Origin of the sequence: Streptomyces uncialis, assembly GCF_036250755.1 — a bacterium.
Lineage (GTDB): Bacteria > Actinomycetota > Actinomycetes > Streptomycetales > Streptomycetaceae > Streptomyces > Streptomyces uncialis.
Window position 1 is genome coordinate 7,976,260 of sequence record NZ_CP109583.1, and the last position, 15,923, is coordinate 7,992,182.

Here is a 15,923-nt window from a genome sequence, read left to right on the forward strand (position 1 = left end):
GGAGACCTCGCCATGACCACGGCCACCCCGTCGCCCGCCCACCGGGTGCTGGGAACCCCGCCCGCCGCCCCCGAGCGGGCCGCCGCGTACTTCGCCGCCCGGCTCGCCTTCCACACCGATGTGTCGGACGTGGCCGCCGCGCTGGCCACCGGCGGCGACCCCGGGTTCGTCCTCGTCGACTCGCGTTCCACCGAGTCGTGGGACCAGGGACATGTGCCCGGCGCCGTGCATCTGCCGACCGCCCTGATCCCGGCCACGGCCGCCGCGCTGCTTGACCGGTCCGTCCCGGTCGTCACCTACTGCTGGGGACCCGGCTGCGACGGCGGCGCGCGGGCCGCCCTCGCGCTCGCCGAACAGGGCTTCCAGGTCAAGGAGATGATCGGCGGCTTCGAGTACTGGGTCCGGGAGGGCTTCGCGTACGAGACCCACCAGGGCCCGGAGCGCCGCGAGGCCGACCTGCTGACCGCGCCCCGTGTGTCGGGCGACTGCGGCTGCTGACGAACCACCACCACCCTCAGGACAAGCGGCCCGGTCCCGTCCTCAGCGCGCGCAGGAACGGCACGTCCGCCGCCGGGACCTCCGCACGCGGACGGGACGACCGCAGCAGCACCTCAAGGGCCGCGTCGCCGTCACAGGCGTAATGACCGCTCGCCCAGGCCGCGTTCGCCTCGATCACGGCCCAGGCCCCGTCCGCCGGCGGCCCGAGTGGGGGTGGCGTACGGGCGGCCGTGTTCATCAGCGAACAGCCGTCCGGTCCGCGTCCCGCCGCCCCGCCGTCACCGACCCCACCGAACCGCGGCCGGCGCTCCGTGCAGGGCCCGTACCAGCACGTCGGCCGGATCGTGGCCGGACCCGTCGTCCCCCGCGGGAACACCGGGGGAAGGGGCCTGGGCCGCCCCGCCGGAGCCCCGGGGCAGTCCGCTCACCTGGCCGTCGCCTACCTCCACCACCCGCCAGCCGCGGCCGTCCGACCGCAGCGCGAGGTCGGTCGTCACGAAGCGGCAGCCCAGTGCCGCGACCGCCGCCCGTACCGCCGTCAGCTCCGGCCGGGGACGGTCGGCGGGGGTGTCCGGGTGGGCGGTGACCAGGACCGGTTCCCCGTCCAGCCACCACACGCGGGCCTCGCCGCCCGGGACGAACGGCTCGAACTCCCGCACCACCAGCCCACCGGCCAGTGCCTCGTCCTGAAGGGCGAAGAACCTCCGTACCACCGCCGACAGCCGCACCGGATCACGGAGATCGGGGACGAAGCACGCCTCGTCCCACTCGTGCTTGCGGGACTTCACATGGTCCTTGACGATCCCGGCACCCGGCGCCAGCTGCCCGGCCAGTTCCGTCAGCGCGGCCGTACCCGGTGGCGTACCCGGGCTCGCCGGGCACCACGCGCTGCGCGGGGTCAGTTCCGCGAACACCGCGTACCAGCCGGGCAGCTCATGGGCGCGGACATACGCCCCGGGCGGGGTCATCAGCGCACAGCCCCGCTCCCGGAGTGCCCGCGCCAGCTCCCCGTACTCCACCGCCGGCAGCATCCAGCCGCGGTACCAGTACGGCCCCGAGTCCCGCGGTACCCGGGCCACCGCCCCGCGCGGGTCACCCGCCGCCAGCGCGTCATGGCCGATCAGCGCGAGCGGCGCCCCGGCCGCGCGGACCGCCGTGACCTCGGCGGCGAACTCCGGATCGGGCCGGGCGGGCCGCAACGGGTCGTGACAGAACAGGAATCCGGGACGCATACGCGGTCCTCCACGGGGATCGGCGGTCCGGACCGGGGGCCCGACCGGTGGACCTACAACCGGGACAGCTCGTCCACCAGGTCGTCCAGCCCGAGCGAGCCCTGCGACAGGGCCGCCATGTGCCACGCCTTCGCGTCGAACGCGTCCCCGTGCCGCCGCTGCGCCCGCTCACGGCCCAGCAGCCAGGCCCGCTCGCCGAGCTTGTAGCCGATGGCCTGGCCCGGGATCGACAGATAGCGGGTCAGCTCGCTCTCCACGAAGTCCGCCGGACGGCTGCTGTGCGCGCCGAAGAACTCCTGCGCCAGCTCCGGCGTCCACCGCTCACCCGGGTGGAACGGCGAATCGGCCGGGATCTCCAGCTCCAGATGCATCCCGATGTCGACGATCACCCGTGCCGCGCGCATCATCTGCGCGTCGAGATAGCCCAGCCGCTCCTCGGGGTCCGCGAGGAAGCCCAGCTCGTCCATCAGCCGCTCGGCGTACAGGGCCCAGCCCTCGCAGTTGGCGCTGACACCGCCGATGCCCGCCTGGTAGCGCGACAGGTCCTCCCGCACATGCGCCCACTGCGCGAGCTGGAGATGGTGACCGGGCACCCCCTCGTGGTACCAGGTCGACACCAGGTCGTACACGGGGAAGCGGTCCAGGCCCATCGTCGGCAGCCAGGTCCGCCCGGGGCGGGAGAAGTCCTCCGACGGGGAGGTGTAGTACGGGGCCGCCGCGCTGCCCGGCGGGGCGATCCGGGACTCGACCACCCGCACCCGGTCCGCGAGGTCGAAGTGGGTGCCGTCCAGCGCCTCGATGGCCTTGTCCATCAGCTCCTGGAGCCAGACCCGCACCTCCTCAACACCCTCGATGTGCCGCCCGTGCACATCCAGATGGGCGAGCGCCACCCACGGCGTGGCCGCGCCGGGCAGGACCTTCTCCGCCTCGGTCCGCATCTCCGCCAGCAGCCGGTGGTACTCCGCCCAGCCGTACGCGTACGCCTCGTCCAGATCGAGGTCCGTGCCGTTGAAGTAGCGCGACCAGCGCGCGTAGCGCTCCCGGCCCACCGGGTCCGGCGCCCCCTCCACCGTCGGCGCGTAGACCTCGGCCATCCAGTCGCGCAGCTCCGCGAACGCCTGGGTGGCGGTACGCGCCGCGGCGGTCAGCTCCGCGCGCAGCGACTCGGGGCCCGGCGCGACGAACTGCTCGAACCAGGTGAGCCCGTCCGCGTCGGGTCCCGTCCACTCGGCGAGCTGCTCGACGAACGTGGCGGTGGGGCGCGGGCCCGCGTACAGCTCGCGCTCCAGACCGAGGCCCAGCGACTCCCGGTAGCCCGCGAGGGCCCCGGGCACCGCGCGCAGCCGGGCGGCGATCGCCGCCCAGTCCTCGTCGGTGTCGGCCGGGGTGAGCGTGAACACCTCACGGACGGAGTGGGCGGGGGAGTGCATGTTCCCGACGGCGCGCAGTCCCTCGTGGGCGTCATGGACGGCCAGTTCCGCCGTCAGCCGCTCACGCAGCAGCCGGGCGCAGCGCCGCTCGATGTCCGCGTCGGCGCCCGGCCGGGCCTCGGCGGCCTCCAGACCGGCGAGCGTACGGCGGGCCAGCTCGGCGAGCCCCTCCTGACCTGCGGGGGAGTAGTCCGGCAGCGCGGACGAACTGGCACGCACACCGAGATAGGTTCCGGTGACCGGGTCGAGGGCGATGAGCTCGTCGACATAGGCGTCGGCGACCTCGCGGGGCAGCGGGTTCTGGATCTCTGACATGCGGCCATCCTCATATGAGGACCCCGGCGCAGTCACGGGGATTCCGCTCTCGGCTTCGGCCGGCGGTGCCCCGCGTGGACGACCCCCGGGTTCCGGCCGTCCGGTGTCCCGGGGCGGACGCCGAGCCGTCCCACTCGGGCGCGCCGGGGTGTACCTTCTGCCCCGGGCGCCACAAACCGGAATCGCAGGGGCGTCCTGGACGCACCTGGGGGCGGGATGGGTTTCGCACGATCCAAGGGGCTGACGTTCTCGCAGCTCGTCGCGGTGAGCGTGGTGGGGGCGCTGGTCCTCGGCTCGGCACTGCTGCTGGCGCTCGACCGGCTGCTCGGCGGTCTGCTTCTGGAGGACGACGACTGTCTGGGGACCGAGGGGCGCGCCGAGGAGATGTCCGCCGTGGGCATCCTCGCGACACCGCCCGAGGGCGCGCGGGCGTCGAAGGGCTGGCACACCCCGGAGGTGGGCTGCCTGGACGACAGCGGCGACGAACTGCTGTCCGCCACCCGCGGCTACGACTTCGGCGGCGACCACCGGGCGGTCCGCGACCACTACCGGGAACTCGCGGAGGGCGACGGCTGGTCGCGGGTCGCGACGGCCCAGGACCCCGCCGGGCTGCCGCCCGGTGAACAGGCCGATCTCTGCTTCGAGAAGGACATGGAGGGGTGGCCGGTGCTGTTGCGCCTCACCTTCGACCAGGGGGAGTTCTGGGTCGGCACGGAGTCGGCGCTGGACGAGGGCGAGCGGGTGCCCTGCTGATCCGCGCTGACGTGACGTGACGTTCGGTCGGGTCGCGTCACGCCGGGGCGGTGCCACCCGGCGCCGTCGTTCCCGGCGGCGCCGGCGTGCCCGGTGGCAGCAGCGGACCGCACTCCCACTGCTGGAAGATCAGCCGGGTCTCGACCCGCGCCACCTCCCGCCGTGAGGTGAACTCGTCCAGCACCAGCCGCTGGAGATCCGCGGCGTCGGCCACCGCCACATGCACGAGATAGTCGTCGGGCCCCGTCAGATGGAACACCGAACGGGCCTCGGGCAGCGCGCGGACACGTTCCACGAACGGCCCCACCAGCTCCCGCCGGTGCGGACGCACCTGCACACTGAGCAGCGCCTGGAGCCCGCGTCCCAGCTTGGCCGGATCGAGCCGCAGCCGGTGCCCGAGGATCACCCCGCTGCGGCGGAGCCTGGCCACCCGGTCCAGACATGTCGACGGCGCGACCCCGACCTGCGCGGCGAGATCGCGGTACGTGCTCCGGGCGTCGTTCTGAAGGACGCGCAGAATGTGCAGGTCCACCGGATCGAGAGCGACGCTTTCGGCCATCCGCCGAACGTAGCACGGGGTTCGGCGCCGATCGGCCGGGCGGTGTTCAGCCTGGTGTCCATGGACCTCGACACATATCCCGGCACACACCCCGGCCCGGAGTCCGCCGACGGACCCCGCCCGGACGGTACGCGGGCGACCCCCGCCGCCCCGTCCGCCCAGGCCCCGAGGCACGAGACGGTACGGGCCACCGCGCGCGCCCTGGAGACGGAGGCCGTGCACGCGGGGCGCGAAGACCTCCCCGGGCTCGGACTGCACGCGCCGCCCCTCGACCTGTCCACCACCTACCCCTCGTACGACAGCCGGGGCGAGGCCGCCCGCATCGACGCGTTCGCCGCCGACGGCGCCGAACCGGACGGCCCCCCGGTCTACGCCCGGCTCGGCAACCCCACGGTGGCCCGCTTCGAGACGGCACTCGCCCGGCTGGAGGGCACCGGCAGCGCGGTCGCGTTCGCCAGCGGCATGGCGGCCCTCACCGCGGTGCTGCTGGTACGGAGCGCGGCCGGACTCCGGCATGTCGTCGCCGTCCGGCCGCTGTACGGGTGCAGCGATCATCTGCTCGGCGCCGGGCTGCTCGGTACCGAGGTGACCTGGGTCGACCCCGCAGGCATCGCGGACGCCATCCGCCCGGACACCGGTCTCGTCGTCGTGGAGTCCCCGGCCAACCCGACCCTCGCGGAACTGGACCTGCGCGCCGTCGCCCGCGAGTGCGGAGAGGTGCCGCTGCTCGCCGACAACACCTTCGCCACGCCCGTCCTCCAGCGGCCCGTGGAGAGCGGTGCCCGGATCGTGCTGCACAGCGCCACCAAGTACCTCGGCGGGCACGGGGACGTGCTCGGCGGTGTCGTCGCCTGCGACGAGGCCACCGCACGCGATCTGCGCCGGGTCCGCTTCGCCACCGGCGGGGTCCTGCATCCGCTGGCCGGATATCTGCTGCTGCGCGGCCTCGCGACCCTGCCGGTCCGGGTGCGGGCCGCGTCCGCGACCGCGGCGGAGCTGGCCCGGCGGCTCACCGCCGATCCCCGGGTCCGCCAGGTGCGTTACCCGCGGCTGGGCGGTGCGATGGTCGCCTTCGAGGTGGCCGGTGATCCGCACGAGGTGATCGCCGCGGTGCGGCTGATCACCCCGGCGGTCAGCCTCGGCAGCGTCGACACCCTGATCCAGCATCCCGCGTCGATCAGCCACCGGATCGTCGCGGAGGGCGACCGCCGTTCGTCCGGGGTCTCCGAACAGCTGCTGAGGATGTCGGTGGGACTGGAGGACGTGGACGACCTGTGGCGGGACCTGGACCAGGCGCTGGACGCGGGGCCGGGTGGTCGTACGGGCGGGGGTACGGCGGCGGGGAGTTACGACACGTACGCCGCGCCATGAGGTGCCGCGCCATGAGATGCCGTGCCGTGGGCCGTCGGACCGGGCGGTGCCGTGCCGTGGGCCGTCGGACCGGGCGGTGCCGTCCCGAGCCGTGACTCTTGGCGGCTCGCGGGGTCGGCGGGACTGGCGGGGCCGACGGGGCCGGTGTCCAGTCGGGCCGTGATGACGAGGGCGCCCTCGTCCCACTGGTGCTCCAGCGGCAGACCGAGCCCGCGCATCGCCGCGATCATCCCCGCGTTGGACGGCTGGGTCAGCGCGTACAGCCGCGCGCAGCCCGCCTCCGCCGCCATGTCCGCGAGCCTGCGCAGCAGTTCACCGCCGATGCCGCGGCGCTGCCACTCGTCCTCCACCAGCAGCGCGACCTCCGTCTCGTCGCCGTCCCAGAGCAGATGCCCGAGGGCGACGGTCCGTCCGGTGGCCGTCCGGGCGACGAGGGTGCGGCCGAAGTGCGGGTTCAGCAGATGGCGCAGATAGCGGTCCGCGTCCTGGACGGGGCCGTGATAGCGCGTCCGCAGGGTGCCGGACGAGCATCGGCCGTGCATGGCCGTCGCCGCGTCCACGTCCGACAGATCGGCGCGGCGCACGGTCACGGCCTCGCCGTGCGGCAGGGGCAGGATGTCCTGGCCGCGCGGGACACGGGGGCCGAGCCGGGTGTCCAGTTCCACCAGCGCGCGGGCGCGCGCGAACTCGGTCGGGGTGAACGGCGGATACGGGCGCTCCACGACGAGGGTGCCGCCTCCCGGCGCGTGCAGCCGGATCACCGTGCCCTCCAGGGCGCCCTCGACCGGCAGCGCGGTGCCGCCGTCCACCGGGCCGGGAGCCCCGTCGGCGGGCGCGGACCGGGTACGGACCGTGCAGCGGCCCAGGAGAGCGCGCAGCGCCGAGGGCAGTTCCCCCGCGTCCAGCGCCGTGCGGGTCGCCAACGACAGCACCCGGGTCGGCGCGTCCACCAGGTCATGGGGGTCCGCCCGTTCGATCCAGATGTCCGTGCCGCCCGCCCCCGCCACGGCCGCCGCGACCTCGGCTGCGGTGGTCCCGCGCGGTGCGCGCAGCAGGAACTCGTCCACCGTGCTTCTCGTCAGCGGGTGGGTCTGGAGGCTCAGGATGTCCACCTCGCGGTGGGCGAGCGCCGCGCACAGGGCGGCCAGGGAGCCCGGGGCGTCCTGGACGGTCGCCCGCATCCGCCACAGCGCGGTCGCCCCGGACGGCGTGCCGGGGCCGTTCCCGGGACGTGACCCGGGGCCGGATTCCTCCGCCGACGGCGCGGAACGTACGGAGGAGTCCCCGGGGTTCCCGTTGTCCCCGGCGGGCCCGGACCGCTCGCGTGCGGCGGGCGGCCGGGCGCCGGTATCCGCGGCGGGTGGCGCGTGACCGTGACGCCGCGCCCACCAGACATGGAAGCCCGCCGTGGCCAGCAGGACGGCCGCCGAGACGAGCAGCAGCTCGGGACCGTCCGGCCCATGGCCGATCAGATGGGCCACCGTGTCCGCGGCGGCCACGGCGGTGAACAGGGCCGCCAGCTCCACCACGTCGCGGCGCCAGCGAGGGCGGACGGGGCGGCTCTGCACGGCGGGGAGGGCATCGGACATCTCTCGACTCATGCGGTCACTCTCGGCGGGCGGTGTTGCGTGATCGCCAACGCTTTGTGTCCGATGGGTAAAAGCTGCTTCTGTCCGGAATGCCTCAGGTGGTGGCTGCCGAAGCGTCCTCCTCGGTGAGCAGGGTGTGCAGGCGACGGGCCTGGGTCAGCAGCCGTGAGCCGCCCCGGCGCGCCGCCAGCTCCCCGAGGTGCGGGAGCTCCCCGCGCCCCCCGGCGCGCTCCACGCACTCCGCCGCCACCGCGAGCAGGTCCCCGACCCCGCGCGCCGCCGCCGTCCCGGCCGCCGGGCCCGCCAGCAGCGCGGGCAGCGCCGCCCGCAGCAGCCCCCACACCGTGCCGCAGGCACCCGTCGCCGCCGCCGTGCGCACACACTCGACCACCCGCACCGGCTTGACCGCCCCCATGGCCATCAGCCGCCCCAGCAGCTCCCCCAGCCGGTCCGTGTCGAGCTGCCCCGACGCCGCGAGCACCAGCAGCGCGTCGACCGCCGCGACCCGCTCCTCGGCGCGCCGGGCTCCCGCCCCGTACGCGACGGACAGCAGCAACGCGTCCCCCACCGGGCCGGGCGACTCGGCGAGCAGCGGCAGATACCCCACCTCAAGGGGGATGTCGTCCACCGCGCCCGCCGAGACCACCGCCAGCAGCCGGGCCGCGACCGTCTCCCGCTCCCCGGGCAGGATCGCCAGCCAGTGCGGGTACGCGGGAAAGCCCCAGTGGTAGCACTGCTGCCCTCGCTCGGTGGGGTCCACCGGCGCGCCCAACGGGCGGAAGAACGGCGGCAGTTCCCTGCTCCGGAGCTCCGGTACCCCGCCGGTCCGCACGAGCAGCCGGGACTCCGTCCCGACGATCTCGGCCGCCGGTGCCGCCGGAGCGGGCGCGGTCAGCAGGGCCGCCAGCCGGTCGCCCTCCGGCGTGCCCAGCGCGGTGGCCGCCGCGGCGACACCGACCGAGGCGTCCGGGTCCGCCGGCACGTCGTGCCGCACCCTGCGCAGCGCCTGTGCGAAGTCCGCCTCCGCCACCGGCGCGCCCAGCCGCCGGTACTCGCCGAGCCGCGCCACCAGTTCCCCGGCCTCCAGCAGCCCGGACGCCCAGGTCGGGGTCGACAGCAGGAACGGCAACGGCTCGGTCCGCAGCCGGTAGGCGGTCTCGTACAGCCGGGCCCGCCAGGGCCGCTCCAGCTTGGCGTGCACACAGTCCGAACGCGTGGAGCCGTCCTTGCGGAGCGCCTTGTGCAGCGTGGACGGCTTCACCCCGTCGAACAGCGAGGCGAGCACGACCTCGACGCCGTACGGCCGGGCGCGGAAGTTGGTGTCCGCCGATGCGCGGGGACCGTCCTCGGGGTACCACCAACGCCCGGCCACCACCGGCCGCAGCGCCTCGACCAGCGCCTCGTGGTCCCGGTACGTGTGACGCACCAGGCCGTCGAGGACCCGCTCGAAGACCGCGACGTCCTCCGTCCGGGCCGCCAGCAGCGCGCCGACCTCCTCCGCCAGCTCCTCCACGGTCTCCGGCGCCGGGTCCACCCGCCGCGCGAGCGGTACCGGCGGCAGGATCTCCTCGTACACCTCGGGTGTGCCCGCTTCGAGTGCCTCCGGTACGACTCCCAGGGCCGCCGCCGCACGGGGCCGCAGAGCCCCGCTCAGCAGCTCGGCCGACGCCAGCATCTCGTCGCGTGCCCCCTGGTCCGCCCGGCCCGCCCACCGCTCCACCAGCTTGACGGCGCGCTCCTGGAGATCGGTGTCCGGATGGCCGAACCCCTCGGCGACGGCGGGCAGCAGGGCCGACGCCTCCGAAGGGCTCGCCCGCAGGACCTTGCCGAGCAGGACGAGCTGCGCGCGGACCAGCTTCTTCTCCGGCCGGAACAGCACGCCCCGGGACATCTCCGCGAGCTGCCGTGCCGTCAGCTCGCCGTCCAGGGCGAGCGCGGTCAGGACCGACTGGGCGTGAAAGGCGATCGCGACGGCCGCGTCGGTGGCCAGCGCCATCCAGTCGCCCGTGCGCTCCCGCTCCTCCTCCCGGGTGGGGGAGAGTGCCTTGAACAGCGTCAGGAACGCCCGCTGGTCGACGGTGGAACCGCCGCGCAGCAGCCGCGCCACACAGCCGTCGATCATCGTCCTGCGATCGAGGAGGCCCTGCTCGGTGAGCTGCGCCAGGGCCGGTATCCAGCCCTGGGCGTCGTCCTGACCGTAGGTCCACTCCAGCCGCCAGCCGATGTCGTCCAGCTCGAACAGGGCGTTCACCAGTGGCACCAGATGGGCGTCCCGGCCCAGCCGCTCCGCGAGCAGGGGGCCCGAGAGCTGCCAGGTGGTGGTGGACGAGTTGAGCCAGCCGCGGACATAGCTGTCGGTGGTGGGCACCGCGCATCCGGACAGCCGCACCAGTCCGGACATCAGCGCGAAGGGGACGCCGGCCGACTCCGGCCGGTCCGCCAGCCGGGCCGCGACATCCGCCTGCCACTGCCGGTCACGGTACGCCAGCAGGTTCAGCAGCACCGGGGGCACGGCGGGGGCCCAGGCCATCTCGGACCCGGAGATCCACGCCGCGGCCGCCGCCGCGCCGGAGTGACAGGCGGCGCCCGCGGCGTGCAGGGCCGGACGGATCTGCCGCGCCCTGTTGGACCAGAGCTCCTTGCGCAGCTCGATGCGCAGCGCCTTCAGCTCCGGCACCGCCGCGCGGCGCTCCTCGGTCGTCATGTCCGTGACCAGCTCGATCACCGCCGAGACCTTGCCCTCGCGGACCGCGGCCATGAGTGTGTCGGTCGTCGTCATCGTGCGCCCCCGTCGATCCGTGCCGTCGTGCCCTCGCCCTGCCGCGCGCCGGGACGGCCCGCGTCCGCCTCGCCCGCCCCGCCCGGAACGCCGTTCGAAGCGCCGTTCGGAACGCCGCCCTCCGCCGCGCCGCCGGTCGCGCCCCTGCGGGCCATCCGTACCGCCAGCGCGTGTTTGCACGGGCCCCGGCCGCCGCGGTACTCCGCCCACCACCGGCAGGTGCAGCTCAGCCGGCCCGCGTCCTCCCGCACCCGGTGCACATGGCCGTCCTCCGCGGTGACCGTGCCCAGCGCGCCCGCCAGGGTGACCGCTCCGGCGTCCAGCAGCGCCAGCGCGGAGCGCAGCCGCGGGTTGTGCCGCTCGACCCGCGCCGCGTCGTAGGGCAGTTCGCGGTGGAAGTACGCGGCCTCCGCCGTGTCGTACCCCACCCGGCCCGAGGTGCCGAGACGGACCAGGGCCGCCTTCACCCGCTCCCGGGACAGCCCGGAGGAGGCCGCCAGATCGGCGATGTCGATCGTGGGCTCCCAGGCGAGCAGGACCGAGACCAGCTCGGCGTCCTCGGCGGCCTCGTCCGTGGCCAGCGCCTCCAGGACCCCGCCCTCGCCGGAGAATCCGCGCGACGCCATCGGCGACAGCGTGAGGGTGAGCCGCATCCCGGGCAGCACGACCTCCCACGCGGCGGCGGCCGAGGCCTCCGTGCCCGCCGGGGGACCGTAGACCCGCAGGGCCGTGGCGTACCGCAGCACCCGCTGGAGGGCGGCCAGGCGCTCGGGGCCGGGCAGGCACACCGCGCCCGGCACCGGGCGGGTCGTCTGCCGCAGCCCCCGGCCCGCGGGCACCACCCACAGCGCGCCCTGGGACGGCCCGCGCCCGCCGCTCCTGGGCAGCGCCCGCAGGAACCGGACGGCCTCCGCCGCGGGCAGCTCGGCCCGCAGATCGAAGCCGGCGGCCACCACCTGGGCCTCCGCGAACCCGCGCAGCCAGCGGTCCGGCAGCGGCACCTTCTTCTCCACCACCGGTCCGCCGAGGGTCGTCACCGCCATCTCGTCGGGACCGACCCGCAGATGCAGCGGATCGTCCGACCCGATCCGCGACAGCGCCTCCCGCAGCGGGTTGTTCACATCGACGTTCGTCGTGCCGTGGCCGATCCGGTCCCCGTCCAGCCCGGCCGCCAGGACGTCCAGCCGCGCGTACACCCCGCCGCAGCCCGAGAACGACTCGAATCTGAGCCGGTCGCCGTTGCCCGTCACCACCGGGTCCAGCGACGCCCTCAGCTGCGGCTGGTAGTACCGGGCCGCCGCCACGTCGGCCACCGCGAGCAGCCCCGCGGAGGCGATCCGGGGCGAGGTCAGGAACCCGGCGAAGAAGCGGGGATGGTCCTCACGGCCATGGGGTGTGCTGCCCTGGGAGGTCTCCAGGCCGAGGCGCCGGCCGTCGGCCGCCGACTCCAGCGAGGAAGGGCGTGCGTAGGCCAGGGCATGCAGTGATCGCGTCATGGGAAAACCGTAGACTCCACCACTGACAAGGCCGTTGAGCTGCGAGAACCCACGAATCCGAGGCGGGCCGGGCAAGTTCGGCGGGGACGAGGGTGCTTCACCCCGCCCGCCTTCGTCCCCTTCCGCCCGCCGCCGCCCCGCCCCCGCTTTCGCCCGTCCCGCTCGCCGCAGTCCCGCCCTCGGCCGCCCCGCCTTCGTCCCGCCCCGTTCGCCCCGGCCCCGTCCTCGCCCGTCCCGCCTGGACGCCGCGCACCCTCAACCGTCCCGCGTGACAGCCGCGGCCAGCCCCCGCACCCCCGTCACGATCCGCGCCGGCGTCAGATGCGCGTAACCGAACACCAGCCGCACCGGCCCGCCGTCCCCGGCCGCCGCCCGCGTCCCGGCGGACCCGTACACCGACAGCGGTCGCACCACGATGCCCGCCTCCCCCGCCCGGGCCAGCAGCCGCGCCTCGGGGCCGTAGCGGCGGGGCAGCGCGGCGATCACATGCAGACCGGCGGAGATCCCGGTCACCCGCGCGCCCGGGAAGCACTCCGTCAGCGCCGCGACGAGGGTGTCCCGGCGCTCCCGGTAGGCCCGCCCGCAGCGCCGCAACTGGCGCTCGTACGCGCCGCTCTCCACGAACCGCGCCAGGGCCTCCTGGTCCAGCGACGGATTGCCCAGGTCCATGGTCCTCTTGCGCTCGACGAGTTCGTCCGCCAGCCGCGCGGGAGGCAGCAGCCAGCCGATGCGCAGCCCGGGCGCCAGGGACTTGCTCACCGACCCGGTGTACGCGACACGCTCCGGGTCGAGCCCCTGGAGCGCGCCCACGGGGGAGCGGTCGTAGCGGAAGTCACCGTCGTAGTCGTCCTCCACCAGCAGACCGTCCACGGCCCGCGCCCAGTCCAGCAGCCGCGCCCGGCGCCGCGCCGAGTACGCGATGCCCAGCGGGAACTGGTGGGCGGGCGTTGTCACCGCGCACCGCACCCCCGAGTCCGTCAGCGGCCCCGGCGCCAGCCCCTCCTCGTCCAGGGGCAGCGGTACGCTCCGCACCCCCGCCGACGCGAACAACGCCCCCTGCTCCGGGCTGCCCGGGTCCTCGACGCCCACCGCGCGCTCCCCGCGCGCGTGCAGCACGAACCCCAGCAGGGTCACCGCCTGCGTCACCCCGGAGCACACCAGCAGCCGCTCCGGGTCGGCCACCACCCCGCGCCGCCGTGTCAGCAACTCCGCGAGAGCCGTGCGCAGCCGGGGCGTGCCCCGGGGGTCCGGGTAGCCGAGCGTGTCGTGCGGCAGGTCCGCCAGCGCGCCCCGGTACGCGGACGCCCATCCCGCGCGCGGGAACATCGACAGATCAGGCGAACCGGGCGAGAAGTCGACGGTGGCCCCGCGCCGCCGGGGCGCCCTGTCACGCGCGCGGGGCCGCCCCGCCCGCGCCGCGCCGCCCACCCAGGTACCCGCGCCCCGGCCGCTGCGGAGATAGCCCTCCGCGGTCAGCTGCTCGTACGCCTCCGTGACCAGCCCGCGTGAGACCCCGAGGTCGGCGGCCAGGTCCCGGGTCGACGGGAGCCTGGTCCCCGGGGCCAGCAGCCCTTCGCGCACCGCCTCACGCAGGGCCGACCCGAGCGCCCGGCCCCGCCCGCGCGCGGGCGCCGCCACCGCGGGCCGCAACAGCTCCCACACGGGAGCGCCGGGCCCGGCGCTCCCGGGCGCGTCCCGCGCGTGGACGCCGGACGTGCCGGGCCCCGCCGGGCCGTCGCTGGAAGTGGTCCCCGATACCGTCATGGAAGTGGACCTTAAACGGGTCCACGCGCGTACCTAGCGTCAGCGGCATGAATGTGAACTCCGCACGCGGGTCGCTGTCCGCCGCCTTCGCCTGTGTCCTGGTCGGCGGCTCCTTCACCGCCAACAGCCTGCTGGGCGAGTACCCCTACGCGGGCGGACAGTTCCTCCGGTACGGACTCGCCTTCCTGCTGCTGATCCCGCTGGTGGGCCGGGGCGCCATGGCCGCCGTCCGGCGTCTGGGACCCCGCCAGTGGGCACGCCTGTGCCTGCTCGCGGCCGTCGGCATGGTCGGCTTCAACCTCGCGGTGCTCGCGGCGGAGCGCACCGCCGAACCGGCCGTGCCCGGCGTCCTCGTGGGCTGCGCGCCGGTCGTCGTCGCCGTCCTCGTCCCCCTCCTCGACGGCCGCCGCCCGCGCCGGATCGTGCTGTACGGCGCGCTGCTCGTCGCGGCGGGCGCGTTCACCGTGCAGGGCTGGGGGCGCACCGACACGGCCGGGATCGCGTTCTCCGTCTGCGCGCTGCTCGGGGAGGTCGGGTTCGCGGTGATCGCCGTCCCGCTGCTGCGCCCGCTGGGACCCCGGCTGCTGACCGCGGTGGTCTGCGCGGTGGCCGCCGCCGAGTCGGCGCTCGTCGGGCTGCTCGCCGACGGGGGTGACTGGCTGCGGGTCCCGGACACCACGGAGACGCTGGTGCTCCTGTGGCAGGCGGTGGTCGTCACCGTGGTCGGCTTCATCTGCTGGTACCTGGGTGTGCAGCGCATCGGCGCGGAGCGCGCGACGCTGTTCTCCGGCCTCATCCCGGTCGCCGCCGCCTGCACGGCCCCCCTGGTCGGCGCAGGCGGCTACGGGGCCGCCCAGGCCGCCGGAAGCGCCCTCGTGGCGGCGGGGGTGGCCCTGGGCGCCGGGGCGTTCGGCGGTCGCGGGGCCCGGCGGCCGGCCGGCCGCGGTGCGCCGACCGGCGGCCGGGACGGCACACGCGCCCGGCTCGGGTCCCTCCCGCGCGGCGGGCGGCCGGGCGGCGACGGCGGGCACTGACCCCCTCGCCGCCCCTCGCCGCTCGCGGCCCCCCTGCCGCCCGCCACCCGAGCGGGTTCGCGGTGGAGATGTGCCGCTGTCACCTACCGATGGGTAGCCCGCAGGACCGGCAGGGCCGGAAATCCCACCCCGCGCGGTCCGGAGGCCGAAATGCGAGGTGGACAGGGGGGTGCGCCTCGGGATGGGATGGGGAGGTGGCTGCCGACACCGCGACCGACGTCTTCGAGGAACACCGCTCCGTGCTGCTGGGAGTGGCCTACCGCATGCTCGGCCGGGTGGCCGACGCCGAGGACGTCGTCCAGGACGCGTGGCTGCGCTGGGCGGCCGCCGACCGCGGTGACGTACGCGAGCCGCGCGGCTTCCTGGTCCGGGTCACCACCCGTCTCGCGATCGACCGGCTGCGGCACGTCCAGTCGCGCCGGGAGGCGTACGTCGGCCCCTGGCTGCCCGAACCACTGGTGACGGACCACACGGCGGCCGTCCCCGACGGCGCCGACCGTGTGGTGCTCGCCGACTCCGTCTCGATCGCCGTCCTCGTGGTCCTGGAGTCGCTGTCCCCCCTGGAGCGGGCGGTGTTCGTCCTGCGGGAGGCGTTCGGGTACCCGTACGCCGATATCGCCGTCACCCTCGACCGCTCCGAATCCGCCGTCCGGCAGCTCGCGGGCCGGGCGCGCAAACACGTCGGGGAGGGCAGGCCGCGCTTCGACGTGGACCCCGCCGAACAGCGCGACCTCACCGAACGCTTCCTGGCCGCGGCCGCCGACGGCGACATCGGGCGGCTGCTGTCGCTGCTGGCTCCCGACGCGAGCCTGGTGGGCGACAGCGGGGGCAAGAGCAAGGCGCCCCTGCGGATCATCGAGACCGCCGCGAAGGTGGCCCGCTTCCTGGCGGGCGCCGCGCGCAAGGGCGTCGACGAGCACACGACCTTCGAGACGCTCGAACTCAACGGGGCGGTCGCGATCCTCGCACGGTACGACGGCAAGCCCGACGCCGTGTTCCAACTGGACGTCGCCGACGGCCGCGTTCAGCGCGTCTACGTCATCCGCAATCCGGACAAGCTCGTCTCCCTGGGCTGAATCCGGCATCACGCGACACCCTGCTCC

At 75.3% G+C, this 15,923-nt stretch carries 13 protein-coding genes; 5 read left to right on the top strand and 8 right to left on the bottom strand.

Annotation, left to right across the window (positions count from 1 at the left end; translation table 11 throughout):
• Window positions 1–12 precede the first annotated feature (12 nt).
• Window positions 13–498, top strand: a complete 486-nt coding sequence (locus tag OG711_RS33405) for a rhodanese-like domain-containing protein (RefSeq protein ID WP_329562288.1) — start codon at window positions 13–15, stop codon at window positions 496–498.
• A 16-nt stretch (window positions 499–514) separates the two neighbouring features.
• On the opposite strand, the gene OG711_RS33410 is transcribed toward OG711_RS33405, so the two are convergent.
• The 3 genes from OG711_RS33410 to OG711_RS33420 form a co-directional block, all read right to left on the bottom strand.
• Window positions 515–676 (bottom strand): hypothetical protein, encoded by a 162-nt coding sequence (locus OG711_RS33410; protein ID WP_405674314.1) that lies wholly within the window; start codon window positions 674–676, stop codon window positions 515–517.
• A gap of 100 nt (window positions 677–776) precedes the next feature.
• Window positions 777–1,730 (bottom strand): ATP-grasp domain-containing protein, encoded by a 954-nt coding sequence (locus tag OG711_RS33415; RefSeq protein WP_329562290.1) that lies wholly within the window; start codon window positions 1,728–1,730, stop codon window positions 777–779.
• Window positions 1,731–1,783: 53 nt separating this feature from the next.
• Complete coding sequence (locus OG711_RS33420) at window positions 1,784–3,475, bottom strand: DUF885 domain-containing protein (protein ID WP_329562292.1); 1,692 nt, start codon at window positions 3,473–3,475, stop codon at window positions 1,784–1,786.
• 216 nt (window positions 3,476–3,691) lie between these two features.
• Between OG711_RS33420 and OG711_RS33425 the strand changes: the two genes are divergently transcribed.
• Window positions 3,692–4,228 (top strand): hypothetical protein, encoded by a 537-nt coding sequence (locus tag OG711_RS33425; RefSeq protein WP_073794775.1) that lies wholly within the window; start codon window positions 3,692–3,694, stop codon window positions 4,226–4,228.
• 37 nt (window positions 4,229–4,265) lie between these two features.
• Here OG711_RS33425 and OG711_RS33430 read toward each other — a convergent pair whose 3' ends face one another.
• The gene (locus OG711_RS33430; RefSeq protein ID WP_329562294.1) at window positions 4,266–4,787 is read right to left on the bottom strand and encodes an Lrp/AsnC family transcriptional regulator; all 522 of its coding nucleotides are present in this window, start codon (window positions 4,785–4,787) and stop codon (window positions 4,266–4,268) included.
• A gap of 60 nt (window positions 4,788–4,847) precedes the next feature.
• Between OG711_RS33430 and OG711_RS33435 the strand changes: the two genes are divergently transcribed.
• The gene (locus OG711_RS33435; RefSeq protein ID WP_329562296.1) at window positions 4,848–6,158 is read left to right on the top strand and encodes a trans-sulfuration enzyme family protein; all 1,311 of its coding nucleotides are present in this window, start codon (window positions 4,848–4,850) and stop codon (window positions 6,156–6,158) included.
• Here OG711_RS33435 and OG711_RS33440 read toward each other — a convergent pair.
• From OG711_RS33440 to pdxR, 4 genes are all read right to left on the bottom strand, one after another.
• Window positions 6,134–7,759, bottom strand: coding sequence for a GNAT family N-acetyltransferase (locus tag OG711_RS33440; RefSeq protein WP_329562298.1), 1,626 nt, complete (start codon window positions 7,757–7,759; stop codon window positions 6,134–6,136). The genes OG711_RS33435 and OG711_RS33440 overlap by 25 nt on opposite strands.
• An 82-nt stretch (window positions 7,760–7,841) precedes the next feature.
• Entirely contained in the window at window positions 7,842–10,526 is a 2,685-nt protein-coding gene (locus tag OG711_RS33445; RefSeq protein WP_329562300.1) for a DUF7824 domain-containing protein, read from the bottom strand.
• Complete coding sequence (locus OG711_RS33450) at window positions 10,523–12,022, bottom strand: SWIM zinc finger family protein (RefSeq protein ID WP_329562302.1); 1,500 nt, start codon at window positions 12,020–12,022, stop codon at window positions 10,523–10,525. The genes OG711_RS33445 and OG711_RS33450 overlap by 4 nt, the downstream gene beginning before the upstream one ends.
• 255 nt (window positions 12,023–12,277) lie before the next feature.
• A complete protein-coding gene (pdxR, locus tag OG711_RS33455) occupies window positions 12,278–13,786 on the bottom strand; it encodes a MocR-like pyridoxine biosynthesis transcription factor PdxR (protein ID WP_329562304.1) in 1,509 nt (502 codons plus the stop codon).
• A gap of 47 nt (window positions 13,787–13,833) precedes the next feature.
• Here pdxR and OG711_RS33460 point away from each other — a divergent pair, with 47 nt between their 5' ends.
• Together OG711_RS33460 and sigJ are read left to right on the top strand one after the other, a co-directional pair.
• Window positions 13,834–14,820 carry a DMT family transporter gene (locus OG711_RS33460; protein WP_329562306.1) on the top strand — a complete coding sequence of 329 codons (987 nt, stop codon included), beginning with the start codon at window positions 13,834–13,836 and terminating at the stop codon, window positions 14,818–14,820.
• 194 nt (window positions 14,821–15,014) lie between these two features.
• Window positions 15,015–15,896: an RNA polymerase sigma factor SigJ gene (gene sigJ / locus OG711_RS33465; protein WP_073794762.1), complete on the top strand. Its 882-nt coding sequence runs from the start codon at window positions 15,015–15,017 to the stop codon at window positions 15,894–15,896.
• The last annotated feature ends 27 nt before the right edge of the window (window positions 15,897–15,923 follow it).